This window comes from Pseudomonas sp. AP3_22 TE3818 (genome assembly GCF_053628995.1).
This window is the reverse complement of the sequence record NZ_JBRJHL010000001.1, coordinates 2,978,043-3,001,748: the sequence shown is the minus strand read 5'-3', so window position 1 is coordinate 3,001,748 and position 23,706 is coordinate 2,978,043. Positions and strand designations below refer to the sequence as shown.

Genomic DNA, 23,706 nt, shown 5'->3' with positions numbered 1-23,706 from the left:
CCGGTGGCCGACAGAGACACTGTGGGAGCTGGCTTGCCAGCGATGGCGTCCTGTCAGTCAGCGCAATAAATAAGGGATCTCCACTTTCACCGCCCCGGTCGGGCAGTCCTTTTCACAGGGCATGCAGTACCAGCATTCGTCGAACGCCATGTAGGCCTTTTGCGTGGCCGGGTTGATCGCCAGCAGGTCCATCGGGCAAACGTCGACGCACACGGTGCAGCCTTTGTGGGCGATGCATTTGTCTTCATCGACCGTGACCGGTGCGTTGGAGCGGAAGAAGATTTCCTGGGGTTGGTAAGCCATGTTCGGTCTCTCTCGGGTTGTCGGCATCAAGCCGCATCGGCACCGACCCGCAGCCGGTCGTAAGCCTGCATCTCGTCGGCATCCAGCGGGATGATGTAAGGCTCGACGGCTTTCTTGAAACTGCTCATCAAACCGTTTTCGTCCTTCTTCAGGTGGCAATGGCAGAACCAGTCGCGGTCGTTGCGTTGCGGGTGATCGACGCGGTGGTGGTAAAGCCCCCAGCGGCTTTCGGCGCGGAACAATGAAGCGCGGGCGGCCATTTCGGCGCAGTCGCGGATCATGCTGACTTCCATGGCGCGCATCAGTTCGTGGGCGTTGTGGGCCTTGATCTGGTCGAGGTCGCGCTGGATGTCGCTGAAGCGTTGCAGGCCGATCTGCATCTTCTTCGTCACTTTCGGCGGTTGCAGGTAGTCGTTGACGAAGCGCCGCAGCTTGTACTCGACCTGAGCCGGTGGCAGGCCGTGTTCGCGGTCAAGCGGTGCATAGACCCGCTGTTTTTCGCTTTCGATCTGCGCGGCATCCAGCGCGGAAAACTCACGCCCGGCGACAAAATCCGCCGCGTTGTTGCCGGCAAACCAGCCATAGGTGAACGCACCGAGCATGTAGTTGTGCGGCACCGCCGCCATGTCACCGGCCGAGTACAAGCCCTTGACCGAGGTCTCGGCCTTCTCGTTGACCCACACTCCCGACGCCGAGTGCCCGCTGCAAAAGCCGATTTCCGAGATGTGCATCTCGACCATCTGCGTGCGGTAGTCGGTGCCGCGATTGGCATGGAACTGGCCACGGCTCGGACGCTCGTTGCTGTGCAGGATCTCTTCGATGTTCTGGATGGTTTCCTCGGCCAGGTGATCGAGCTTGAGGAACACCGGACCGTTGCCGCTTTCCAGCTCCTGATGGAACTCCCACATCATCTGCCCGCTCCAGTAGTCGCACTCGATGAAGCGCTCGCCCTTGTTGTTGGCGGTGTAGCCGCCCAGGGGGCCGGTGACGTAGGCGCAGGCCGGGCCGTTGTAATCCTTGATCAGCGGATTGATCTGGAAGCACTCCAGGTTCGCCAGCTCGGCCCCGGCGTGGTAGGCCATCGAGTAGCCGTCACCGGCATTGGTCGGGTTTTCGTAGGTGCCCATCAGGTAGCCCGAGGACGGCAGGCCCAGGCGTCCGGCGGCACCGCAGGCGAGGATGACCGCCTTGGCCTTGATCACATGGAAGTCCGCCGTGCGGCAATCGAAACCCATCACGCCGTTGACCGCGCCCTCCTCATCCGTCAGCAAACGCGTGCACACCAGGCGATTGGTGATACTCACCCGCGCGCGCTTCAACTGGCGGTACAGGACTTTCTTGATGTCGTGCCCTTCCGGCATCGGCAACACGTAAGCGCCCATGTGGTGGACCTTTTTCACCGCGTAGTCGCCGGTTTCGTCCTTCTCGAACTTCACGCCCCAGCGGTCCAGTTGCTCGATGGTTTCGAAGCTGTGGGTGGCATAGGCGTACACCGCCGCCTGGTTGACGATGCCGTCGTTGGCGATGGTGATTTCCTTGGTGTATTGCTCAGGCGTCGAGTGGCCGGGAATGATCGCGTTGTTCAGGCCGTCCATGCCCATGCTGATCGCGCCGCTGCGCTTGACGTTGGCCTTGTCGATCAACAACACCCGCAGATCGCGGTTGCGCTCCTTGGCCTTGATCGCCGCCATCGGGCCGGCGGTGCCGCCGCCGATCACGACGATGTCGTATTCCTGCTCCAACGTGCTGCGCGTCATGCCTGATCCCCTTTTTGCCGGTCAATCCGCAGGCGGTACTGGAAGGCGTCGCCTCGGTAGTAAAGGTGTTCGAAGTCCACTGGCCGGCCTTCGGCGTCGTGGGTCAGACGCTCGATGCGCATGATCGGCGAGCCGGGTTCGACGTTCAGTGCCTGGGTCAGGTCGCTGTCGGCCAGTACCGCATCGATGGCCAGGTCAGCATGACCGAGCGCCAGGCCGCAGTCGTTTTCCAGGATCAGGAAAATGTCGCGGGTGACCAGGTCGGCCTTCTCCAGGCGCTCGCCAACGGCCTTGGGCAGGTAGGTGATTTCCAGGGAAATCGGCTCGCGATTGATCAGGCGCACCCGTTTGATCTGCGCCACGACCTCGCCTTCGTCGACCTGCAAACGCTCGGCGACAAGCTTGTCGGCAGCAATGAACTTGAAGCTGCGCAGGCGGTTGATCACCTCATAGCCGCGGCCGGTCATGGACTCGGCCAGGCCTTGCAGGGTGCTGACGTTCTGGAAGGTTTTCGGCTTGGCGACGAAAGTGCCCTTGCCGTGGATCTTGAAGATCAGCCCTTCCTTTTGCAGGTCACCCAAGGCCTGGCGCACGGTGATGCGGCTGACCTTGAACAAGGCGCCAAGCTCGCTTTCGGAAGGCATCTGGCTGTCTTGCGGGTATTCGCCGTCGAGGATGCGGGCGCGCAGCACATCTCGCAGCTGGGTGTGCAGCGGGACGCTGCTCAGGGATAGAACGTTATCGGTCATGGCAGATCACTTGTTATAACGAGTTATGACGTGATCTTAGAGAGGCAGTGTGAGGATTGAGAAATACTGTTTGAGAATAAGGTTAGATTCGCGATGCAAGAACAAATGTGGGAGCGGGCTTGCTCGCGAAGGCGGTGTGTCAAACAACATTGGCGTCGACTGACACCCCCTCTTCGCGAGCAAGCCCGCTCCCACAAGGGGATATGTGTGATCTGAAGGATCAGTGGCGCTTGAGGATCCGGTCCATCACCCAATCGGTCTTCAGCGCCTGTTCGGCCATGGCGGGATGCTGCGCCTCACCACGAATATGCGCATTCATGCCCATTACGTGGTGCCACTGAATGTGCGCGTGATGCTCGATGGTCAGGCTGAGGTGCTCGTCGGCGTGCAGCTCGACCGGGTGTTCATCGAACACTGAAAAAGTGATCCGGCCTTTGCTGCCAATCACTTCGACCCGATCTTCGCGACGATCGGCGACGAAGTTCCAGCAGCCCATTCCCAGTGCCCCGCTGGCAAACCGCCAAGTGGCGCTGACGGCATCTTCGGCCGCGTACAAACCGGCCTGCCGTGCGGTGAACCCGGCGACTTCGACGATATCGCCGAACAGGTACTGAAACAGGTCCAGGCCATGGCTGGCCAGATCGGCGAAATAGCCACCACCGGCAATCGCCGGATCGGTGCGCCAGTTGTTCCCGCCCGCAAGATCCGCTGCCGACGGGGCTTTGGTGAGGGTCCAGCTCAGGTGCCGGACCTCGCCGATCCGCCCCTCCTCCAGCCATTGCCGCACCTGCCGGAAACGTGGCAGCGAACGCCGGTAATAGGACACGAACAGATGCAACCCGGCATCGGCAAACACCTGCTGCATCTCGCGACTTTGCCCGGCGTTGAGCGCCATCGGTTTCTCGACGCAGCAATGCTTGCCGGCGGCGGCCACCTGCAAGGCATAGGCGTGATGGCTGTCGGGCGGTGTGGCGATGTATACGGCGTCGACCTCGGGATCGTTGATCAGCGCTTGCGCATCGGTATAAACCCGCGCGATGCCGTGGCGCGCGGCGTAGTCGGTGACGGCTTCCAGGCGCCGCCCCATCACCGCCACCAGCGCCGATCCGGGCGCCTTGTAGAAGGCCGGCGCGCTTTTGCGTTCAGCGACACTGCCACAACCGATCATGCCCCAGCGCACCAGGTTCATAGGCTCTCCTTGCCGTTCAGTCGATACGCAATGCGCGCAGGTCCAGTCGACCGTCCTTGAGCGGCGGGCACCAGTAGTAGCCACCGGTGACCGGACGGCTGATACGGTACAGGCCGTCGGTGATGCCGTCTTCCAGGCCACTCATGCGGCGCAGCTGGGCTTCGAAGGCGTCGAGGGAGAAACCGAAGGCCAGGAACATCAGGCCGGCGCGGTCCCCTTCGATCCACGGCATCGAGCGGCGCACCACGAAGGCCTCAGGCGCAAAACTTTCCTGGGCGGTACGTTTGACGTGGGCGGAAACCGGCGCAGCGTCGATCTCTTCGTTATCGCTCAGGCGGCGACCCATGATGTTGTCTTTCTCATCCGCCGACAGCCCATGGAAACCTTTCAAGTCATGCTGCCACTGCTGGATCGCGGCGAAGCTGCCACCCACCGTGCCGTCCGCGCCTTCAGCCACCAGTGCAGCGGCTACTGCGGCTTCGTCGTGGGGGTTTTCGGTGCCATCTTCGTAGCCGGTCAGGTCATGGCCGGTCATGTGGCGGAAGGTTTCATTCATCTGCACCAGGCGCAACGCCGGGGCCAGTGCCGCGGCGATGGCGTTGCTGCGGTTGAGCAACTCGCCACGGTCTTCGCCGTGCAGCCAGCACCAGAGCGCGTGTTGGGTCGACGGATTGTCGACGCCGACGCCCGTCAGCGCCGGGAACGGCCGCAGACCTTCGATCTGCCCGTCCAGCGCCTTGACCAGGGACTCGCCGAAGCCGGCCACCACCGACTTGCCGTCCACCAGCCCTTGCAGGTTATCGAGCGCGGCCGGCAGTGCAGCGGCGGATTCGAGCGCGAAGAACATATGGCGGGCTTGAGGAGGAACGGGGGTGGCGAGAATGCCCGGCTGGTAATGACTCATATGAACTCCTTGAAAAAGAGCGCGGAGTTTAACCGGTGTATGAGGTTTTGTGTGCCGTCGGAGGTCAGGAACCTGTGGCAAAGGGGGCTTCTGTGGTGAGTGGGACTCTGTGGTGAGCGGGCTTCTGTGGCGAGGGGGCTTGCCCCCGTTGGAGCGCGAAGCGGTCCCCCCTACAATTTCAGTCATACCGCGTCGGCAGGTTTTGGGGCTGCTTCGCAACCCAACGGGGGCAAGCCCCCTCGCCACAGAAGCCCCTGCCAATGCCCTCTCATCACAAGGAGATCAAACCACGCTGGGACTTTCGCTACGGAACGCACTCGGACTCATGCCGGTCCAGCGCTTGAACGCCCGGCGAAAGCTGCGTACGTCGCTGTAGCCGACTTCCTCGGTGATGCGTTCGATGGACATGTCCGGGTTGGCCAGCAGGCTCATGGTGCGGGCCTGGCGCACTTGTTCCAGCAGCGCTTCGAACGTCAGCGCGTGTTCGGTGAGGCGCCGACGCAAGGTGCGGCTGCTCATGTTCAGGTCGCTGGCGATTTTCTCGATGTGGCTGCCCTCGGTCAGGTCCCGGGCAATCGCCCGTTCCACCGCCTGGATCAGGTCCATTTTCTGGTGCACCTGCACGGCTTCCAGTTCGAGCAGTTTCACCGCCTGACGCAGGGCCAGGGAGTGGTGATTGGGCAATTGGACATCCAGCCAATGCCCATCGATCACCATGCGGTTTTGCAGGCAACCGAAACGCACATCCGGTCCCAGCAGGCGCGAATATTCGCCGAGATAGTCCGGTGCCGCATGGATGAACTCCACGGCCACCGGCTTGAAATCCGCCCCGACCAGGGCCCGGCCGTACACCAGCAGGCTGGCGAAAAACTCCTCGACCGCGAACAACTGCACGTCGGCGAACGGCAAGCGACATTCAACGTCGACAAACACCCGGTCACCCGCCTCCTCCACACTGGACACGACAATGCCGCCCGAGGTGTGTTGATGGCGAATGCCCAGTTCAAAGGCATCGCGCAGGGTCTTGCACAGCGACAACACATGCCCCAACAGCCCCAGCGTGCCGAGCACATTCTGCGCGCCGACCCACAGGCCCAGCCCCTGGTTGGGCAAGGCCTTGAGCGCACGCTGAATCATGGCCACGGCCTGGCGATAGGAAATGCGCTGTGCCGGATCCTGAAGGTCTTCAAAGTCAAACCCCAACCCCCGGCACAGGCTCTGGGGGTTGATGCCTTTCTGCTCGGCGACTTCGGCCAGGGTTTGCAGGAGAAACGGCGACACCAGCGCCAGTTCAAAGGTGGGATCGATCACTTTCATTTGCATGGGGCCATACATTCCGGGACGAGCAGCATTCTTATTTTTGTAACCGGTTATGTCGAAGGAAGTTAGCACAGCGTTTGAAGGCTGTCCGCAGAAGTCCCCCTAAATGGCCGCCAATACCCTGCCTTGCAGGGCGCGGACAGCTTATTTCTATGGGGCGGCCCTCGTAGGGATGCCGGACAGCCCGCCAACAATAATAATGAGTACACCCATGATCGCGACTCGCACGACACTTCCCCTGATGGTCATCAGCCTGGCCGGCGTCTGCGCCCTGCAACCGGCCCTGGCCACCGAGGCTGGCGTGGACAACATCGGCCCCGGCACCGACGGCTTTTTCATGTTGCCGCTGTCGCCCGACAGCCTTCCGGACAACATGGTTGCGTTCAACCTCTACTACAACCACTACAAATCCACGAATCTGAACATCAGCTCCCTCGGCGGCAAGGTGCCGAACGTCGAGATCGAATCCACGGCCGTCATCCCGCGCCTGGATTACCTCAGCCCGGTGCGGGTGTTTGGCGGCCGGCTGGCCGGCTACATCGCGCAGCCTTGGCTCAAGCAGGAAGTCTCGGTGTTCGGCCTGCCGCAGGACACCCGCGAAGGCATGGGCGACACCACCATCGCGCCGATCATTCTCTGGGACATGGGCCCAAACCTGACCCTCGGCGCCGCCATTGAAGTCACGGTGCCGACCGGCGAATACAGCGTCGATCGCCTGGCCAACACCAGCAACAACTTCTACACCTACAAACCGCTGTTCTCCTTCACCTGGCTGCCGACGGACAGAACCGAGGTGTCGATGAAGACCACCTACAGTTTCAACGAGAAAAACAAAGACACCGATTACAAATCGGGGCAGATTTTCCACATCGACTATTCGGCCAGTTACAAGATCACCGACGACCTGATGTTCGGGCTGAACGGCTACTACCTCAAGCAAACCACCGATGACAAACAGTTCGGCCACACCGTGCAGTTCAACGGTCAGGACGTGAACGACGGGGTGCGCGGCCAGGTGTTTGCGATTGGCCCGGCGCTGCACTGGACCTTTCTCAAGTACGCCAGCGCGGAGATTCGCTGGGCCAAGGAATTCGACGTGGAAAACCGGCCTGAAGGGGAAATGCTTTGGGCCAAGGTCAGTATCCCGTATGCGTTTTGACTGAACTGACGCCATCGCTGGCAAGCCAGCTCCTACAAGGTGCAGCGCTGCCCTTGTAGGAGCTGGCTTGCCAGCGATGGCGGCGGCACAGCCACAGAAAATCCTTCAGGAATATACAGGCCAGGTATCAACAATCCTTCCCCCACGAACCGCCAGCAAATCCCCGAACTGCAACAACACCGCCTCCGTCTGGGCAGGCCGCAAGAATACCTGGTCCTCAACCCCAAGCCCCACCCCCGCCGAACCATTGACCATTTCCTGGTTCGAACTGCGGCCATACACACCATTGCTCTGCAACCCCGGTGGCGATTCGAACTCCGCCATCCAGTTGCCGCCATAGATAAAAAACGTCTCGCGCTGATTGGTGTCCCACCAGGAAAACAGCCTGGACTGGTCATCCAGCGCCGGAATGTTCACCGCCCCGGTGCTTTTCAGCACCGGCGTGGCGATGTAAGCGGCCGGCACATGCTCCACCAGTGACGGCAAGTCATAGTGAGTGGGCTTGAGCATCGCCGTCCCCACCGACACTTCGCTGCTGAGCTGCTCTTGCTCATGCAGGCGATAGCTCGGGCTGCCGGCCGTATTGAGGGTCAATCCTTCTCGCCATAAACCGGGATATTGCTGACGGGTGAAATCGACGCAGCGCTGGTAGATCACCATCACCTTGGCGAACAGCTCTTCGGGTGAACCCAGAATCCCCGGCACGCCCATGCCCACGAACGGGTCGTAGCCCATGAACCCGGCGAACTCCAGGTGCTGCGGGTGTTGGCTGATCAGCGTCAGCATCTGCCCGAGTACGCCAAGGTCGCTGATACCGCCGCGATGCAGCCCGACATCCAGTTCGATGTTCACCCGCACTCGCGTGCCCAGCCCCCGAGCCAGGGCAAGGTATTGCTGCAAACGCTCTGGCGTATCGAGCAGCCATTGCAATTGCTTCGAAGGGTCGAAAGGCCCCTTGTGCGACTGATAGAACAACTGCGCCGAACGCACCGGCAGCGGCTTGCCCAACAGAATGTCGGCCTCGGGAAACTGCACGGCGTCATGATTGAGAAAGGGTTGGTGAAACGACATCAGGCGTTGCGTGCCGGCGCGCTGGGCGATGTAGGCCAGAAGCCCCGGTGCCGGCAGCGACTTTTCCACCAGCCGCAGGTGTTTGCCGCCACGCTTGACCGACTGCCTCACCACGTCGACGTTGTGATCCAGCCGATCAAGGTCGATCAGCATCACCGGACGCATCGGCCCGTGGTCCTTGAGCTCGCGGTTGAGCAGGCGGAAATAGTCGCTGTAGGGCGCACCTCGGTCACCCGGCCGCAGCCACACCCCCACACCCGCCAACAAGGCGCCGACGCCTGCGGTGCCCAGTAAAAAACTACGGCGATTGACGGCCATCAGCTCACCCCCAGGATCGATGACAAATGCGCATTGAGGAATTTGCCGCTGGGGTCGAGTGCCTGCCGCACCTGGATGAACTCCTGCCAGCGCGGGTACAGCGGCTGCAGGTTTTTCGCGTTCAGCGTGTGCAACTTGCCCCAATGCGGCCGGCCGTTGTACTTCCAGAAAATCGGCTCGATGGCGGCGAAGAAGTTGTGATGATCCATCTGGTAATGCTGGTGGACCGAAATCGAACAGCTGTCGCGGCCTTCGAACATGCTCAAGGGAATGTCATCGGCCTTGACGTAACGGTATTCGATCGGAAACCAGGTGCGCAGGTCTTTGTCCTGGATCAGCTTGAGGATCTCGCGCAAACAGGCCGGGCCGTATTCGGCCGGCACGGAATATTCCATTTCGTTGAAGCGTACCGTGCGCACGTTGGCGTAGATGTCGAACGAGTCGCCCACCCGGTCATCGAAGCTGGCCAGGTGGCGCAGGTTATTGAGCATCGTGCGGCGCAGGTCCGGGAAGTCGCTGGCGTACTTGTCGATCTTCTCGATCAAGGTGACAAACTCGTTGCCGCCCTCCTCATCCGCCGGGACCGGCGGTGTGGCCGGGTCGGTGGTTTCGTTCAGGGCGATCGACAAGGCGTAGTCGGAATGGGTCACCACGAGCATTTCCCAATGCTGGTTTTCCCGGGTGTTCTTGTCCAGGTCTTCGAGCAACTCTTCGGTTTTGGCGATCCACTGCCGCTCCCGCAAGCGATACGCCGGGCGGTTTTGCAGGCGCACCCGGGTCGCCACGCCCAACGCCCCCAGGGACACCCTGGCGGCGCTGAACACCTCAGGATGACGATTGGCATCGCAATCCAGCACCTCGCCGCCGGCGGTCACCCACTGCAAGCCGCAGACATGCGCCGAATACGATTGAAAGTACTTGCCGGTACCGTGGGTCGAGGTCGAGATCGCGCCGGCGAGGGTCTGGTAATCGATGTCGGCCATGTTTTGCAGGGCCTGGCCGATATCCTTGAGCGGCGTGCCCATGCGTGACATCGGCGTGCCGGCGGCGAACTCGGCTTGCAGGGTGTTCGGATCGTGATCGAGTAACCCCGAGAAATAGCTCAGCGACAGCAAGGTGCCGTCGGTGGGCACCAGCGCGCTGAAGGAATGTGCCGAACCCACCGGGCGGATCTTGCCGGGGGCCTGGCGCACCACTTGGGTCAACTCATCCAGGTTCTTGGGCGCCAGCCGCGCCGCCGGCAGGCAATTCTGGCCGCCCGACCAGTTGCGCCAGGGAATCAACCGTGGCGCGCGCAGCAGCTCGGCCAGTGCCGGGGCTGAGCCGAGCGCGGTAAAGGCGCCGATGACGCTCGCCCGTTGCAACAACTGACGCCGTGTCAGGTCCATCGTCATGAATCGCACCCTGCCGTTCTTGTTATTGGATTTGCTGGCCGGACATAAAGGCAATCAGTGCCAGGAACTGTTCCTGCGAACACTGCATGCACATGCCCATCGGCGGCATGCCGTTGTAGCCGTTGATCGCGTGATCGAGCAGCGAGTCGGCGCCCTGCAGCACCCGTGGCGCCCAGGCCTTGATGTCGCCGGTCAGCGGTGCCCCGGCCGCCGGGTTGGCGTGGCAAAGCTTGCAGCTGTTGTCGTAGACCTGCGCCAGCTCGGCGTCGGCAGGCCTCGCGGCGCCAGCTTCGCTGCGGCTCGGCGGGTTTTTCGGTTCTTCGCCGCACCCCGCCAGCAACGCCGCAAAGACGCCCCCCGCCAAGGCCAAACAAAGGCTAGGCTTTTCAGTTAATCGGCTTGCCCGCATGGCTGTCCTCTCAGTGGCTGCCCGGTCGGCCGGGCGCAGCTTTTTTGTTGTGCTCAAGGAGAGCTCAACACTAAGGCACTCCACCCGGGCGGGTTGAGGGCATTGGGGGCCAACAAGGGGCGCTTCTGAGGCCATGACGGAGGGCATCGATAGATCCGCGAACGACAAAACGCTGAGATGAGTCATGACAAGGGTTGCTGAGGTCTGCTAAAACGATTCATCAGTGCATCACCCAATCCAGAGGGGTAGCGACATGACCACAGCCAATATTCTCCAGAACCTGTTCCCGAGCCCCGCCGACATCCCGGAAAAGTACCGCCTCGACGGCCAGACCGAACAGCGTGAGTACCTGGTCGATGGCGTACTGAGAACCTGGAACGGGCCACTGGCCCAAGTCCGCAGCCCGGTGTACCTGACCGGTGCCAATGGCGACGAACAAGTGATACTCGGCAGCACGCCGCTGCTCGATGCCGACACCGCATTGACCGCCCTCGACGCTGCCGTGCGCGCCTACGACCGCGGCCAGGGATTGTGGCCGACCATGCGCGTGGCCGAGCGCATCCAGCACGTCGAAACCTTCCTCGGGCGCATGCGCGAGCAGCGCGACGCCGTGGTCAAGTTGCTGATGTGGGAAATCGGCAAGAACCTCAAGGACTCGGAAAAGGAGTTCGACCGCACCTGCGACTACATCGTCGACACCATCAACGCGCTGAAAGAGCTCGATCGCCGCTCCAGCCGTTTCGAACTGGAACAGGACACCCTCGGCCAGATCCGCCGTGTGCCGCTGGGCGTCGCCCTGTGCATGGGGCCTTACAACTATCCGTTGAACGAAACCTTCACCACGCTGATCCCGGCGCTGATCATGGGCAACACCGTGGTGTTCAAACCGGCGAAACTGGGCGTGCTGCTGATTCGCCCCCTGCTGGAAGCCTTCCGCGACAGCTTCCCGGCCGGGGTGATCAACGTCATCTATGGCAGCGGCCGCGAGACGGTCAGTGCGCTGATGGCCAGCGGCAAGATCGACATCTTCGCCTTCATCGGCACCAACAAGGCCGCCAGCGACCTGAAAAAACTCCATCCCAAACCCCACCGCTTGCGCGCGGCGCTGGGCCTGGATGCGAAGAACCCGGGCATCGTCCTGCCGGAAGTGGACCTGGACAATGCGGTCAGTGAAGCGGTGACCGGTTCGCTGTCGTTCAATGGCCAGCGCTGTACGGCCCTGAAGATCCTGTTTGTCCACGAAGACGTGGTCGAGTCCTTCATCGACAAATTCAATGCCAGGCTCGCCAACCTCAAACCCGGCATGCCCTGGGAAAGTGGCGTCGCCCTGACGCCCCTGCCGGAATCGGGCAAGGTCGACTACCTGCATGCACTGGTGGCGGATGCCGAGAGCAAAGGCGCCAGGGTGGTCAACCCCAACGGCGGCGAGGCCCGGGCGTCCTTCTTCTACCCGGCGGTGCTGTACCCGGTCACGCCGCAGATGCGGGTTTATCAGGAAGAGCAGTTCGGCCCGGTCATCCCCATCGTGCCGTACCGTCATCTGGATACCGTGATCGACTACGTACTGGAGTCGGACTTCGGCCAGCAGTTGAGCATCTTCGGCACCAATCCGGTGGCGGTCGGCCGCCTGGTGGACACTTTCGCCAACCAGGTCGGGCGCATCAACCTCAATGCCCAATGCCAGCGTGGCCCGGACACCTATCCCTTCAATGGTCGCAAGAACTCGGCCGAAGGCACCCTGTCGGTGCATGACGCACTGCGGGTGTTTTCGATCCGCACGCTGGTGGCCACCAAGTTCCAGGAGACCAACAAGGACCTGATCAGCGAGATCATCAGTGGCCGCAGTTCGAGCTTCCTGACCACCGACTACATCTTCTGAGGAGAGCCAGCCTGAGTACATCCAGCGCCGATCGACTGCCACCGCTGCTGCGCCGATTGCTGCGTCCGTTGCTGGACCCGTACCGCCGCTACCGCCATGCGCGGGTGATCCATGCGGTGCGGGTGTCGCTCGGCTTGCTGGCGACGATCCTGCTGACCACCGGGATCAAACTGCCCCACGGTGAATGGGCGTCGGTGACCATGCTGGTGGTGATCGGCGGCTTGCAGCACCACGGCAACATCGGCAAGAAAGCCGCCGAGCGTGCCATCGGCACCTTGATCGGTGCCGGTGTCGGCCTGGCGCTGGTGGCACAACAGGCCTGGCTCGGAATGCCCTGGCTGACCTATTTCGCAATGTCGGTGGTCTGCGGGTTCTTCTCGTATCACGCCATCGGCAAGGGCGGCTACACCGCGCTGCTGTCGGCGATTACCGTGTTCATCGTCGCCGGGCATGGCGACAACCCGGTCACCGATGGCTTGTGGCGCGGGGTGGATATCCTGATCGGCATTGCCCTGGCCCTGGCGTTTTCCTTCGCCCTGCCGCTGTACGCGGTGTATTCCTGGCGCTACAACCTGGCCGATGCGCTGCGTGATTGCGCGAAAGTCTACGGGCGCATCATTGACGGCCAGGCCATCACCGCCGACGAACACCTCAAGCTCATGACGCGCCTGAATGCGGCGATGGTGCAACTGCGCTCACTGATGCCGTCGGTGTCCAAGGAAGTGAAGATTTCCATGACCGAGCTCGATGCCATCCAGCGCAACCTGCGCATGTGTGTCAGCACCCTGGAAATCCTTGGCAATACCCGACCGGATGCCAATGACCCCGAGGCCATGACGCTCCTGCAAACGGCATTGAAAGTCGAACATCGACAGATTCGCGTGCAATTGATCGGCATGGCCCGGGCGTTGAAATCAGGCGCCGCCCAGCGCCTCGATCGGCCCATGGAGGTGCCGCTGGTCAGCCTCGATGCACCGGTCTACAACAGGCTGGACGGCTATCGCCTGCTGACCCGACAACTGGTCGCCAACATCGGCGAGATGCGCCAGCGCCTGGCCAGGAACGCACCGCGCTGGAACATCTGACACCTGGGTCGCGGGTTACGGCGTCACCGTGCGCCGAAACTTCAGCGACCAGCCTTGTTGCATGCCGGCAGCGGCCAGCAGAATCGCCGCGACGCCGATCCATTGCAGCGGTTCCAGACGATGGCCGAAGGCAAACCAGTCAACGAAAATCGCCGCAATCGGATAGATGAAGGACAGCGCGCCCGTCAGCGCAGTCGGCAGTTTTTGAATGGCGCCGTACAGCAACACATACATCACACCGGTGTGCACCATGCCCAGTGTCACCAGGCTGGCCCATGCGCTCGGCGCCTGCGGCAGTGTCGAAAGATTCGCCAATGGCGCGAGCAACAACACGCCGGTGCTGACCTGGATCAGCGCAATCAGGTGCGGTGGCGTCCCCGTCAAACGCTTGATGATCAGCGCGGCAATCGCATAGAGAAACGCCGCGCCCAATGCCAGGGCAATGCCCGTCAGGTAATCGCTGCCGCTCTCGCCCTGGCTGCCATGGGCACTGACGATGGCCAACATCCCGAGAAACGACACGCCCAGCCAGACCATTTTCTGCGCGGTGATCCTTTCGTTGAGAAACAGCGCCGCCAGCCCCACCAGCATGAACGGCTGGACGTTATAGACGGCGGTGCCGATGGCAATCGACGCCCGGGAATAGGACGCGAACAACAACACCCAGTTGCCAACAATCGCCACCCCGCTGAGCACGGCGAGCAAAAACGTGGTGCGGGTCAGAATGCCGGGGCGCAGAAAGCCGAAGACGGCGCAAATCAGCAGCAAGGTGCCGGCACCGAACAGGCAGCGCCAGAACACCACATCCAGTACCGGTTGCCCGGACACCAGCACGAACCAACCGATGGTGCCGGAGATCAGCATGGCGGCCGTCATTTCAAACGAACCGCGGCGTAGGGATTTGTCCATCATCAGACTCCTGTGTTTGTGGCCAAAGTATGCCAATGCACCACAGCGCCACTCCATAGCAAAAAGCAGGCTAAACTCTGAATCGGCCTTTTTTATGAAGGCAGTTTTGAAAAAATGCCTAACAGAGGGTTTCGCCATGACCGATGACATCGACCAAGTGCTGATCACGGCCCTGATGGAAGACTCGCGACGCTCACTCAAGGCCCTGGCGCAAATCAGCGGCCTGTCCTCCCCCAGTGTTGCCGAGCGCCTGCGCCGCCTGGAAGAGCGCGGTGTGCTCAAGGGCTACACCGTTGAAATCGACCCGAAAAGCTTCGGTTATCAACTCCAGGCCATCGTGCGTATTCGCCCGTTGCCGGGCCAGTTGCAAGAGGTGGAGCGGCAAATCATGGCCATTCCCGAATTCACCGAGTGCGACAAGGTGACTGGCGACGACTGTTTCATCGCACGCCTGCACGTGCGCTCGATGGAACAACTGGACACCCTGCTCGACCGCCTCAACACCCACGCTGAAACCAATACGGCCATCGTCAAGAAAACCCCGGTCAAGCGCCGGTTGCCGCCCATGGCGTGAGTGATATTTGCTTCAGGCTGAAGTAGATTGATGGTTTCCGGCGAAGGATTGACGGCATGAAAACTCAGGCGATGCTACTGATGGCAATGATGCTTGCGGGTTGCGGCACGATTCAGACGGTTATGCGCAGTGATGAAGTGGCCGCAAAGGACCTGAAGGACCAAAAAAGTTACTGCGGCGCGGTACCGCGAATCTACAGCGGCGTGACCTACGATTTCTGCTACCTGAACGCGCCCCTCGAAAACGGTCGGGATGCGCAGGTACATGGCCCCGCCCCCGCCATCGTGCTGCTCGACGCGGTCGTGTCCGGGGCGGTGGATACGTTGCTGTTACCCTACACCCTCTACCGCCAGCAAGCTGACGGCAGCATTGTCATTACCGAGTAACCCCGGATTCCAGGCAATAAAAAACCCGCCTGAGCGGGTTTTTTACTTCAAGGCCGACGATCAATCATCACGGCCCATGATGCCGAACAGCTGCAACAGGCTGACGAACAGGTTGTAGATCGATACATACAGGCTGATGGTGGCCATGATGTAGTTGCGCTCGCCGCCGTGAATGATGGCGCTGGTCTGGAACAGAATGCAGACCGAGGAGAACAGCACGAAACCTGCGCTGATCGCCAGTTGCAGACCGCTGATCTGGAAGAACAGGCTCGCCAGCGTCGCACCCAGCAGCACAAAGAAGCCTGCCGTGATGAAACCGCCAAGGAAGCTCATGTCCTTGCGGGTGATCAGCACGTAGGCCGACAGGCCGCCGAACACCAGCGCGGTCATCGCGAAGGCCGAGCTGACCACTTCAGCGCCGCCCTGCATACCCAGGTAACGGTTGAGGATCGGACCGAGCAGGAAACCCATGAAACCGGTCAGGGCAAATGCCGACACCAGGCCCCAGGCCGAATCACGGAGTTTGTTGGTGAGGAAGAAAAGACCGTAGAAGCCGATCAGCACCACGAAAACGTTCGGGTAGCCAACACGCATCTGCTGGGCAACGTAGGCCATTACACCGCTGAATGCGAGGGTCAGGGCGAGCAAGCCGTATGTGTTGCGCAGGACGCGGCTAACCTCTAGCTGCTCAGCCTGCACGCTGTTATTAACTGCGTAATCCTGTTCGCGCATGGCGACACTCCTGTTGGTTTGAAACGTTCAGTCGCAAAGATCATAACAGACACTCTGTAACTAGCTATGCAGAGAGTTTGACAGTGTGTTTCATTCAGGTATTATGGCGCCCGCAACGCAAACGGAGGTGTGGCCGAGTGGTTTAAGGCAACGGTCTTGAAAACCGTCGACTGTAACAGGTCCATGAGTTCGAATCCCATCGCCTCCGCCATCTTTATACGACAAAGCCCTGATTATTCAGGGCTTTGTCGTTTCTGGAGCCTGTGAATCGGTGCAGCCTCTGGAGGTCGTTACAAAACTATTTGATAACCGTTACAAAACTTTCCTGATTTTCCCTCTCCCGGCGCCCTGCCAACGGTTAAAAATCCTTCATGAAACGCAGTGCTACGCTGACCTCATAACCGAGGATTCTCGATGCCAAACTCAGACCTGCTCCCTTCCCTGCTCTTCAAAATCAACGAAAACCAGCTTGCCCTGGAAGCCGCCATCATGGAACTTTCGAATTGGGTCGAGCAGCGCGGATCGGCTGACGTCTCCGACAACGTGCGCGGTGCCCTAGAAGCAATCGATAAGAATGAAGAGTTCATCAAAATGACGCTCGCGGTGATGATGGCGCCGGAATGACTGCAATCGGCCAATTTCAGCCAATGCTGACCGGCAGCTTCACGCCCTGAGGAAGTCAGTCAACCAAATCGAGGTTCTTGAGGAGAGCTGAACCACGCTTCCTCAAGGCATTCAAATAGATGGTTTCATCATTGACCTTCAGGCAGCCCTTCAGGGCGATCGCCCAGGGACGCAGCGCCGGCGGCATCAGATCGAGGACGGACATAGCCCCCTGGCCGTGGCCCGCAAGGCCAGGCGAGTCTTTCTATAACTCATTTGGGAATTTTTTTAATTCCCTAATATTATTTAGTAAACGATCAAGACAGGGCTACCCTTGGATCCACTACAATTGGATCCAGCCTAAACAATTATCTAAATAACAAATACTGTTTGACTCGAAAAGTAGGCGTTTGCACGGATAACTTTTCTGTTACAGGCATTTATTTCCTCAAATTTCAACTTGAGCATTCTGGCAGAGACATTACAAGAAGTAGAGCAGACGCAGTGTTGGAGCAGGAAAAAGTCAAGGATTACTTACAGCCGTATATATCAAAGCGACCCTCATAACAGTTATGTACTGCAGCTTCCCACCATTAACAGATGGTGCCTAAAGCAGCGCACTTGATAAAAGGAGCTATCATGTCATTTCCTACCTATGATGCATTTGGCGGTTTCGTCAATTCAATTGTACCGTTTGGCAGACGTCGGAGAGTTCTGCCCACCGGAAGGACATTGGATAGCCTAAATACTGGCGTCACCCGTATTGTGGATGTCTATGCTGCGAATTACGCCGAAGTAGTGCGAGACAATCCTGCCCCATTTGCAGTCTTAGACTCCACACAGAAAGGAACCCGAGTTGCCATTATTGGCGCAGGCATGTCCGGACTTTGCGCGCTCTACGAACTAACCCGCTGTGGGTTGACACCGACACTCTTCGAAGCCTCCGGGCGTATTGGCGGCAGATGTTTCACTGAACACTTCGAAACAGAGTCCCCAACGAGTCCCGGTGAAGCCGATCCCGCAGAAATGGGCGCAATGCGCTTTCCTGATACGGCAAAATTGATGTGGCACTACTTCAAGAAAACGGTTGTAAACGATAACCCGGATAGCCCAGCTGCTCAGAATCCAACCTTCCAACCATTCCCCAATCCCGGCATCGTCGCAACGGCACTGAATGTCGAGGGCAACACATCAACCTGGATTTCCAACCCGAATGATCTAAATTTCGGGCTGCCGCAACGCGTCTCTGATCTGGGAGATGACTTTGACAGGGTGTTCGTTGAAGAAACTACGATTATGGTCGATCCGAAGGGGCACTTGACCTGGACGCTAGAGCACGCCGCTGGAGTGCTAAAACAGCCGACCCTCTCGGCAGTGGATGAGAAACGACTTCAGGCATATTGGAGCGGCATCATCAACAAATTCGACAAGATGAGCCTGGAGACGTTTGTCCGGACCCAATTGCAGACCCCGCCGACTCCACACAACCCTGACGCGCCTAACTGGACGGAGAGTGACGTAAGAATGTTCAAGGCGGTGGGGTTTGGCACCGGCGGGATGGGGCAGGATTTCCCAACCTCGATGGTGGACTTTATTCGCTACGACCTGTGGAATTATGAGGCGCTGTACCGCTGGGGACCTGAGTTCACTTCTTCGGGATTCGCTGAGTCATTTCTTAAGCTCAGTACTGACTTGAATCCGGCTATAGAAGTCATCATGAGCGCAGCGTTTAATATAAGAATAGGACGCGGGGCCTCCCGAAATATAGTATCGCTCAACTATATAGAACCGGGTGGTACCGATCTTAAAGAAGGTCTGTTCGATTATATCATCATGGCCACTGGCAATCCCGCCATGATGCAGCCCATGCTGCTCGACGAAGGCACAAATGCCCCCCCAATTGTCGGACAGATCGAGCGCCCTTATGCATCGCTTGGTGATAATCTCAGCGACCCACTGACGCTTTACACCAAACAAATTCGGGAATCCATTCGCAACGTCGAATTTTATCCTTCCACCAAAATCTGGGCCGCAACGGACGAAACTTTATTATCTGGCTCCAATTGGCCAACAGCCGATAACCAGAAAGTAAGGTGGATCGTGACCGACCGTTTGCTAGGGCAAACAGCAATTTTCCCGAACGCAGACATCCCCCCATCGAAATACTCGGTTTTGCTGACCTATCAGAATGGGTTTGACTCTCTGCGTTATCACCCATTGCCGCTGCCGATTCCGACCCCCAACCCTGGCAACGTCGATGATGCGCAATATGCATTGGCAACCAATCAGCTGACCTTAAGTTATATTGGCATGTCCTCCAACAATCCTGACGCCACCGTTGCCAATGATGTCGGCAATATTATTAACGCTAGTTTTTTTAGCGCCGGCATTGGCGGGGGCAACACCTTCAAAATTGAATGGCATAATGAACCCTATATTCAGGGCGCATTCAGGCTCCTGCTGGCGGGGCAATATAATTACAATGCAGCTTTGGCGTTTCAGTACACGGTGGTTAATCCAAAAAGGTACATTCCGGGGACGCCTGATGGCATTCCGCAAGAATACCGGCGGGTGTTTCTCGCTGGAGAGTCCGCGTTTTTTCTGGACGGCTGGATCGAAGGGCCGCTTTATGCCGGAGTGAACTCGGCGTCAGCGGTACTGTATGCTATATTGGGTGCAGCTGCTGAGACCGGATTACGCACTGCTCAGTTCGTGGATCCAGACTTTATCTGGCGATTTGGAACCAATGCCCAAACAGCTGCCGTGGACTTCTGGAACGACTCGATGACATAACGTGTAGTTTCTGCGTTCTTATCTTTCAAGCGGCAAGACCAGAAACAGCCAAGTTGGACTACGGAGACGCAGAGCCCCTGGCCTTCTCATAGAAGCTCAGGGGTTCCTTATTTTTGGAGTGCTATTTAGTTCCGCCAACACTTCACCTCACCTCAGCCCCTCCCCCAGCGTCCTGCCGACCATGCCCTTCTTCTCTCCCCCGACGTTTGACGACTGCTACGCTGAAATCTCCACGGAGGAATCGCGATGCCCAACTCAGACCTGCTCCCTTCCCTGCTATTCAAGCTCAACGAAAACCAGCTCGCGCTTGAGGCCGCCATCCTAGAGCTTTCAAACTGGGTTGAACAGCGTGGGTCAGCCGACGTAGCCGACAACGTGCGCGGCGCCCTGGACACGATCGACCGCAATGAGGAGTTCATCAAGATGACACTCGCGGTGCTCATGACACGTGAGTGATTTCTCTGTCCAGCCCTGGGCTCCGCTTTCGTAACTGCTGAGTCAGCCCAATAACGAGCCAAGTTAAGTCGCCTTACTGATGGACTAGACAGACAAGCGACTATAGAGCCACTAGAATAGGCATTAGCTGATGCATTCTTGGACTTTTTAAATAATTAAAATTTGGCGTGCAGCTATGCAGGCCATTTTTAAGGCTCGAAGGATTTAAGAAACTATACTGAAATGTAGGAAGCCCAGCCTAGAGTTCGACTACTGAGCCACGGATAGCCAAAAAATTAGGGGCGCTGTCGCCTCCTTCAAATGAGCGCCAATCTTACTATCCTATTCGACAGCTTCTAAACAAATTTTTCGCCTATGAATTACAATGCGCACCTATAAATCCGTCCAACTATCACCCACCAAAAACAATACAGAAACATAGCCTTTTTTTTCATATCAACAACTGAGCTGATACTTGGCAAAAAGCTTCCACTGAAACACCGCGCATACAAACTAGATGGCGATACAAAATTGGTACAAGCCAGAGCTCGACACTTTTTGAAAGTACACAAGTGAAGGAGAAGTAAATGCGTCAACGCTTAGGGATGATCGGTGGCGTCATTACATCCATTTACTTGATCGGACTTGGGGCTCTAGTGTGGGAGCGAGTGGGACAACTACACACACGCCCCCTCAACGAGATCGGGGATTTCCTCGCCGGCGTTTTCGGTCCGGCCGCGTTCCTGTGGCTAGTCCTGGGCTTCCTTCAGCAAGGTGAAGAACTGCGACAAGGCACCGAGGTATTGAAGCTGCAAGCTACGGAGCTTAGAGAGATAGAAATTGGTTGTTCGGGTGCCACCGCCTACGATGTCGAAACTTATATCAATCCACCAATCGGTGGAACAAGCACCGCCAAGTTTGAAGTGATGTCTACACCCGCGTAGTAAAAGTTCCGGTTAAATTTCAGAATACTGCGGACGATATTCGGGGAGTAATCTCCTTGAGTTACTAAGCCGGCGACGGTAAGCGTAGACAGGAAAAATTCGTCTATTCCATATTCGCAGCCGACCCATGGGTTCAGATCAAGGGCGGAGTGGTTGCCTAGAAAATTTTAAGCAACCGTTTTCGACTCCAATCATGAGCACTGTCGTTGCTGTCCAGCGCCCCGACCAAACTAGGCGCACTTTGCATCAAAAATGCCGAAATACTGCACCACCATTTGCATTTATATTATTTAGCTGACCTCCAGCAAATAACATAAGGCTTCCCCGGCGCCTCATCGCTTAAAGCAATGTCATCTAACTTAATATCAAAGGTTTTATATTCCCCAGAACTAAGCTGCCCCGAGATAAACCGAACACAATCCGCGCTCCGCTTAACTTCGGTCCCGCTTGTAACAGTACCTATACAAGCGAGAGACGGCCAAATATCCTGTAGTTTACGATGATCTAGTACATTAGTTCGTGCGATGAGCCATCTTCCGTCTTGACTAGACTCAGCTGCTTTATCAAATTTTCGCAGAGTAGCAGTTAAACTCTCAATGTATTTTGACTTAGCAGAAGCGTCCGGTTGAACAGTATCAAAAAAACAAACAGGATAGAGCTTAACCGATGCGCAAGAACTTACCAGCACGCAGACGACAGCAAGGGAGATCGCTTTTATTTTAACCATGACAGCTGTCATGATCTATTGTCAAACGTTAAGACTTGGGCAATTGCCTCATCGGAAAAACCTTCAATCTTAAGTTTTTGATAGTTCGCATGCGAAAGAGCTCCAGTCAATACCCCTTGTTGAAAAGCAAGACTAGCATTACTTCCGAACTGCATATGGCGCTCTGGCACATCCACACGAGCAGGGTGATAAATCCTTTCAAGTCGAACGGCTAGTAAGCGGCAATGTTTAGGGTCATCCGTAAATGTGACTTTTTTTCTGTCTTCTGATAACTTTAAATCATAATCGTAGCTAGAGGAACCTGCAGACCCGCCAAAGCTATAGCCAAAAATTGACACCCCGCCTCGTCCATGAAAATTTCTTTTAGACCACTCTTCGGTCTCAAGGACATCGCCAAACTCTACAGTTAAAGATAAACCGCGGGCAATGATTAAAGAGACTGCAACGAACTCCAAATCTCTAGCACCCGGAATTAGATCAAATACTGGCTTCAATTCTTGACTGCTAAAAAGACTTGGATCGTACCAAAGGCCAGGCTGCGTGTAGACTTCTTCCATACCTGCGAAGTCCATTGAAAAGCTGCGCACACTTTTAAATGCACTCTTGTAACTGGACTCTCCTGACCCACCGCCGCCGCCTCCAACGTTGATGCCAAAAAGACTAAAGGAGCCACCACCCGCTGCCCCCCAAGTCCGCGCGTGTGATTCCTCGTGGGTGGTGGTTGAGGAAACGGAGATTAGTCGATGCTCAAGAGTGTTCTTTTGAAATTCTACTAAATTGATACTTGGGTAGAGGGCAGCAGAGACATCGCAAAGCTGACGCGAGCGATATTTGGGATCTGCAAAGGTAAAAACTGTGGCACCCGGAAAGTCCCTCTCAAAATAAATATTCCATGGGCGTGCTATTTTATAAGCCTCGGCAAGTTCAATTTTGGCTTGCAATAATTTTTTTTGGGCAAAACTATAGGAAGAGCTCCTAATATTGTCAATCTTTCGCGTATAACTTGCGATATCATCTGTATAGACCTGCCGCTGATCAGCATACAAAATGGTTTCTAGAAAGTTAATGTGGCGAAGTTGATAGGCTGGGCTTTCAGGTTTCAAATTTTCTGATTGGACTATGACGGCCCACTTCTCTGAGATCCCTGTTTCGAAAGCGACAAGTTCTCGAGTTACCCGAGCAACTTCGCGCTGGTTAGCCTCAATCCTGTTTCGGACATCCTCTGTTAGACCCTCATCAATGTCTGAAGATGCTATGTCAATAACACGCTCGTACTCAAAGGAAAAGCGTTCGGCTTGCACTGCTGTCCCTAGGTCTGCAGGTGACTGCTTAAATTTCCTGTCTGCAAACTGCCTAAATACCCCCTCTGTATAGAATGGAGCTTTCTCATTAACATCCAAAGTTGTAATGGTGTTATTCAGAAGCACTGGCTGACCACCTCGCTCTCCCACGAGTCTTAATAGCTCAGCATAGTATTGCTCCAGAGCGTATGGAAGGGCTGAGTCCGACGGTTTGATATTTAACTGAGCCATATAAATCTCCTTTTAAATAACTTAAGAGTTCTAAACCTATCTACCATCCATGCCGCATGAAGAAATTTAAATTTTTGCCTTGGCGCCTTCACTTTTAACGCTCATGCAACATGCCAGACCTTTGCAAGCACAAGCGTTATTTTTTACAAGACGCAAGTGTGACTATAGCGACAAGTTTGTAAGCTCTTGAGTCTTTAACAATCTGCTCACAAGGCATGCTTGTTACTGAAGCCGAAATTGACGATAGCCTCTATCCACCATCTTCGCCAGTCCGCCTCGGCATCGGACGCAGTGATGACCACAGTTGCGTAGGCTACTGAGGGGATGCCATGAGACGGCATCCCAGTGGCGTAGGATTTGCTTAGCTTGCGTTCAATCTGCGGTTCTACCGTGCCTCCGATTTGAGCTATAGAGATTAAGACAGTACAGCTTGTACAATATGACCATGATTTTGGCGCCGTACTTAACAGGGAGCTTCTAAATGCCTTCCAACACTCCCCAACATAAAAGTAAATGATCTCTAAGGCCTTTCTC

23 protein-coding genes and 1 tRNA gene are annotated in these 23,706 nt (G+C 57.3%); 10 read left to right on the top strand and 14 right to left on the bottom strand.

Annotation, left to right across the window (positions count from 1 at the left end):
• Window positions 1-57 precede the first annotated feature (57 nt).
• The 6 genes from AB7M25_RS13575 to AB7M25_RS13550 form a co-directional block, all read right to left on the bottom strand.
• Window positions 58-303, bottom strand: coding sequence for a 4Fe-4S dicluster domain-containing protein (locus AB7M25_RS13575; protein ID WP_003180418.1), 246 nt, complete (start codon window positions 301-303; stop codon window positions 58-60).
• Between the two features lie 26 nt (window positions 304-329).
• On the bottom strand, window positions 330-2,060 hold the full coding sequence (locus tag AB7M25_RS13570; protein WP_102699701.1) for a fumarate reductase/succinate dehydrogenase flavoprotein subunit: 1,731 nt from the start codon (window positions 2,058-2,060) through the stop codon (window positions 330-332).
• Window positions 2,057-2,809 carry a GntR family transcriptional regulator gene (locus tag AB7M25_RS13565; RefSeq protein ID WP_429517260.1) on the bottom strand — a complete coding sequence of 251 codons (753 nt, stop codon included), beginning with the start codon at window positions 2,807-2,809 and terminating at the stop codon, window positions 2,057-2,059. The genes AB7M25_RS13570 and AB7M25_RS13565 overlap by 4 nt, the downstream gene beginning before the upstream one ends.
• Before the next feature lie 220 nt (window positions 2,810-3,029).
• A complete protein-coding gene (locus AB7M25_RS13560) occupies window positions 3,030-3,998 on the bottom strand; it encodes a Gfo/Idh/MocA family protein (protein WP_429389070.1) in 969 nt (322 codons plus the stop codon).
• Window positions 3,999-4,014: 16 nt separating this feature from the next.
• The gene (locus tag AB7M25_RS13555) at window positions 4,015-4,902 is read right to left on the bottom strand and encodes a Dyp-type peroxidase (protein WP_429561200.1); all 888 of its coding nucleotides are present in this window, start codon (window positions 4,900-4,902) and stop codon (window positions 4,015-4,017) included.
• 282 nt (window positions 4,903-5,184) lie between these two features.
• Window positions 5,185-6,225: an AraC family transcriptional regulator gene (locus tag AB7M25_RS13550; RefSeq protein ID WP_429517264.1), complete on the bottom strand. Its 1,041-nt coding sequence runs from the start codon at window positions 6,223-6,225 to the stop codon at window positions 5,185-5,187.
• Window positions 6,226-6,463: 238 nt separating this feature from the next.
• On the opposite strand from AB7M25_RS13550, the gene AB7M25_RS13545 reads away from it, so the two are divergent.
• A complete protein-coding gene (locus AB7M25_RS13545) occupies window positions 6,464-7,381 on the top strand; it encodes a SphA family protein (RefSeq protein ID WP_429389094.1) in 918 nt (305 codons plus the stop codon).
• A gap of 105 nt (window positions 7,382-7,486) precedes the next feature.
• Here AB7M25_RS13545 and AB7M25_RS13540 read toward each other — a convergent pair whose 3' ends face one another.
• From AB7M25_RS13540 to AB7M25_RS13530, 3 genes are all read right to left on the bottom strand, one after another.
• Window positions 7,487-8,695 carry a DSD1 family PLP-dependent enzyme gene (locus tag AB7M25_RS13540; protein WP_454238355.1) on the bottom strand — a complete coding sequence of 403 codons (1,209 nt, stop codon included), beginning with the start codon at window positions 8,693-8,695 and terminating at the stop codon, window positions 7,487-7,489.
• 74 nt (window positions 8,696-8,769) lie between these two features.
• Complete coding sequence (locus AB7M25_RS13535; RefSeq protein ID WP_429389076.1) at window positions 8,770-10,164, bottom strand: D-arabinono-1,4-lactone oxidase; 1,395 nt, start codon at window positions 10,162-10,164, stop codon at window positions 8,770-8,772.
• Between the two features lie 22 nt (window positions 10,165-10,186).
• Window positions 10,187-10,573 (bottom strand): c-type cytochrome, encoded by a 387-nt coding sequence (locus tag AB7M25_RS13530; protein ID WP_429389078.1) that lies wholly within the window; start codon window positions 10,571-10,573, stop codon window positions 10,187-10,189.
• 253 nt (window positions 10,574-10,826) lie between these two features.
• Here AB7M25_RS13530 and AB7M25_RS13525 point away from each other — a divergent pair, with 253 nt between their 5' ends.
• Together AB7M25_RS13525 and AB7M25_RS13520 are read left to right on the top strand one after the other, a co-directional pair.
• Window positions 10,827-12,452 (top strand): NADP-dependent glyceraldehyde-3-phosphate dehydrogenase, encoded by a 1,626-nt coding sequence (locus tag AB7M25_RS13525; RefSeq protein WP_015094851.1) that lies wholly within the window; start codon window positions 10,827-10,829, stop codon window positions 12,450-12,452.
• A gap of 44 nt (window positions 12,453-12,496) precedes the next feature.
• The gene (locus AB7M25_RS13520; RefSeq protein ID WP_454238354.1) at window positions 12,497-13,537 is read left to right on the top strand and encodes an FUSC family protein; all 1,041 of its coding nucleotides are present in this window, start codon (window positions 12,497-12,499) and stop codon (window positions 13,535-13,537) included.
• 15 nt (window positions 13,538-13,552) lie between these two features.
• On the opposite strand, the gene AB7M25_RS13515 is transcribed toward AB7M25_RS13520, so the two are convergent.
• Window positions 13,553-14,446: a DMT family transporter gene (locus tag AB7M25_RS13515; protein ID WP_454237452.1), complete on the bottom strand. Its 894-nt coding sequence runs from the start codon at window positions 14,444-14,446 to the stop codon at window positions 13,553-13,555.
• A gap of 136 nt (window positions 14,447-14,582) precedes the next feature.
• Between AB7M25_RS13515 and AB7M25_RS13510 the strand changes: the two genes are divergently transcribed.
• Window positions 14,583-15,020, top strand: a complete 438-nt coding sequence (locus AB7M25_RS13510) for an Lrp/AsnC family transcriptional regulator (RefSeq protein WP_007973356.1) — start codon at window positions 14,583-14,585, stop codon at window positions 15,018-15,020.
• 56 nt (window positions 15,021-15,076) lie between these two features.
• Window positions 15,077-15,406, top strand: coding sequence for a YceK/YidQ family lipoprotein (locus AB7M25_RS13505; RefSeq protein WP_429389084.1), 330 nt, complete (start codon window positions 15,077-15,079; stop codon window positions 15,404-15,406).
• Between the two features lie 60 nt (window positions 15,407-15,466).
• Here AB7M25_RS13505 and AB7M25_RS13500 read toward each other — a convergent pair whose 3' ends face one another.
• Entirely contained in the window at window positions 15,467-16,138 is a 672-nt protein-coding gene (locus tag AB7M25_RS13500) for a Bax inhibitor-1/YccA family protein (protein ID WP_429389085.1), read from the bottom strand.
• Between the two features lie 123 nt (window positions 16,139-16,261).
• On the opposite strand from AB7M25_RS13500, the gene AB7M25_RS13495 reads away from it, so the two are divergent.
• Window positions 16,262-16,349: transfer RNA gene (locus AB7M25_RS13495), tRNA-Ser, on the top strand.
• Between the two features lie 203 nt (window positions 16,350-16,552).
• Window positions 16,553-16,762 carry a hypothetical protein gene (locus AB7M25_RS13490; protein ID WP_454237451.1) on the top strand — a complete coding sequence of 70 codons (210 nt, stop codon included), beginning with the start codon at window positions 16,553-16,555 and terminating at the stop codon, window positions 16,760-16,762.
• Window positions 16,763-16,817: 55 nt separating this feature from the next.
• Here the strand turns inward: AB7M25_RS13490 and AB7M25_RS13485 are convergent, their stop codons facing one another.
• Window positions 16,818-16,967 (bottom strand): hypothetical protein, encoded by a 150-nt coding sequence (locus tag AB7M25_RS13485; protein ID WP_454237450.1) that lies wholly within the window; start codon window positions 16,965-16,967, stop codon window positions 16,818-16,820.
• A gap of 413 nt (window positions 16,968-17,380) precedes the next feature.
• Between AB7M25_RS13485 and AB7M25_RS13480 the strand changes: the two genes are divergently transcribed.
• From AB7M25_RS13480 to AB7M25_RS13470, 3 genes are all read left to right on the top strand, one after another.
• Window positions 17,381-19,534, top strand: a complete 2,154-nt coding sequence (locus tag AB7M25_RS13480) for a flavin monoamine oxidase family protein (protein WP_454237449.1) — start codon at window positions 17,381-17,383, stop codon at window positions 19,532-19,534.
• A 246-nt stretch (window positions 19,535-19,780) separates the two neighbouring features.
• A complete protein-coding gene (locus tag AB7M25_RS13475; RefSeq protein ID WP_454237448.1) occupies window positions 19,781-19,990 on the top strand; it encodes a hypothetical protein in 210 nt (69 codons plus the stop codon).
• A gap of 566 nt (window positions 19,991-20,556) precedes the next feature.
• Window positions 20,557-20,913 carry a hypothetical protein gene (locus AB7M25_RS13470; RefSeq protein WP_454237447.1) on the top strand — a complete coding sequence of 119 codons (357 nt, stop codon included), beginning with the start codon at window positions 20,557-20,559 and terminating at the stop codon, window positions 20,911-20,913.
• A 286-nt stretch (window positions 20,914-21,199) separates the two neighbouring features.
• On the opposite strand, the gene AB7M25_RS13465 is transcribed toward AB7M25_RS13470, so the two are convergent.
• Together AB7M25_RS13465 and AB7M25_RS13460 are read right to left on the bottom strand one after the other, a co-directional pair.
• Window positions 21,200-21,640 carry a hypothetical protein gene (locus tag AB7M25_RS13465; protein WP_454237446.1) on the bottom strand — a complete coding sequence of 147 codons (441 nt, stop codon included), beginning with the start codon at window positions 21,638-21,640 and terminating at the stop codon, window positions 21,200-21,202.
• Between the two features lie 8 nt (window positions 21,641-21,648).
• Window positions 21,649-23,172, bottom strand: coding sequence for a hypothetical protein (locus AB7M25_RS13460; RefSeq protein ID WP_454237445.1), 1,524 nt, complete (start codon window positions 23,170-23,172; stop codon window positions 21,649-21,651).
• Window positions 23,173-23,706 lie beyond the last annotated feature (534 nt).

Bases quoted from the DNA above. Each gene is read 5' to 3' on its own strand.
- AB7M25_RS13560 (WP_429389070.1), bottom strand. From the start codon at position 3,998: ATGAACCTGGTGCGCTGGGGCATGATCGGTTGTGGCAGTGTCGCTGAA.
- AB7M25_RS13475 (WP_454237448.1), top strand. From the start codon at position 19,781: ATGCCCAACTCAGACCTGCTCCCTTCCCTGCTATTCAAGCTCAACGAA.
- AB7M25_RS13525 (WP_015094851.1), top strand. From the start codon at position 10,827: ATGACCACAGCCAATATTCTCCAGAACCTGTTCCCGAGCCCCGCCGAC.
- AB7M25_RS13510 (WP_007973356.1), top strand. From the start codon at position 14,583: ATGACCGATGACATCGACCAAGTGCTGATCACGGCCCTGATGGAAGAC.
- AB7M25_RS13565 (WP_429517260.1), bottom strand. From the start codon at position 2,809: ATGACCGATAACGTTCTATCCCTGAGCAGCGTCCCGCTGCACACCCAG.
- AB7M25_RS13530 (WP_429389078.1), bottom strand. From the start codon at position 10,573: ATGCGGGCAAGCCGATTAACTGAAAAGCCTAGCCTTTGTTTGGCCTTG.
- AB7M25_RS13490 (WP_454237451.1), top strand. From the start codon at position 16,553: ATGCCAAACTCAGACCTGCTCCCTTCCCTGCTCTTCAAAATCAACGAA.
- AB7M25_RS13470 (WP_454237447.1), top strand. From the start codon at position 20,557: ATGCGTCAACGCTTAGGGATGATCGGTGGCGTCATTACATCCATTTAC.
- AB7M25_RS13465 (WP_454237446.1), bottom strand. From the start codon at position 21,640: ATGGTTAAAATAAAAGCGATCTCCCTTGCTGTCGTCTGCGTGCTGGTA.
- AB7M25_RS13570 (WP_102699701.1), bottom strand. From the start codon at position 2,060: ATGACGCGCAGCACGTTGGAGCAGGAATACGACATCGTCGTGATCGGC.
- AB7M25_RS13575 (WP_003180418.1), bottom strand. From the start codon at position 303: ATGGCTTACCAACCCCAGGAAATCTTCTTCCGCTCCAACGCACCGGTC.
- AB7M25_RS13545 (WP_429389094.1), top strand. From the start codon at position 6,464: ATGGTCATCAGCCTGGCCGGCGTCTGCGCCCTGCAACCGGCCCTGGCC.
- AB7M25_RS13480 (WP_454237449.1), top strand. From the start codon at position 17,381: ATGTCATTTCCTACCTATGATGCATTTGGCGGTTTCGTCAATTCAATT.
- AB7M25_RS13505 (WP_429389084.1), top strand. From the start codon at position 15,077: ATGAAAACTCAGGCGATGCTACTGATGGCAATGATGCTTGCGGGTTGC.
- AB7M25_RS13460 (WP_454237445.1), bottom strand. From the start codon at position 23,172: ATGGCTCAGTTAAATATCAAACCGTCGGACTCAGCCCTTCCATACGCT.
- AB7M25_RS13550 (WP_429517264.1), bottom strand. From the start codon at position 6,225: ATGCAAATGAAAGTGATCGATCCCACCTTTGAACTGGCGCTGGTGTCG.
- AB7M25_RS13515 (WP_454237452.1), bottom strand. From the start codon at position 14,446: ATGGACAAATCCCTACGCCGCGGTTCGTTTGAAATGACGGCCGCCATG.
- AB7M25_RS13535 (WP_429389076.1), bottom strand. From the start codon at position 10,164: ATGACGATGGACCTGACACGGCGTCAGTTGTTGCAACGGGCGAGCGTC.
- AB7M25_RS13485 (WP_454237450.1), bottom strand. From the start codon at position 16,967: ATGTCCGTCCTCGATCTGATGCCGCCGGCGCTGCGTCCCTGGGCGATC.
- AB7M25_RS13555 (WP_429561200.1), bottom strand. From the start codon at position 4,902: ATGAGTCATTACCAGCCGGGCATTCTCGCCACCCCCGTTCCTCCTCAA.
- AB7M25_RS13500 (WP_429389085.1), bottom strand. From the start codon at position 16,138: ATGCGCGAACAGGATTACGCAGTTAATAACAGCGTGCAGGCTGAGCAG.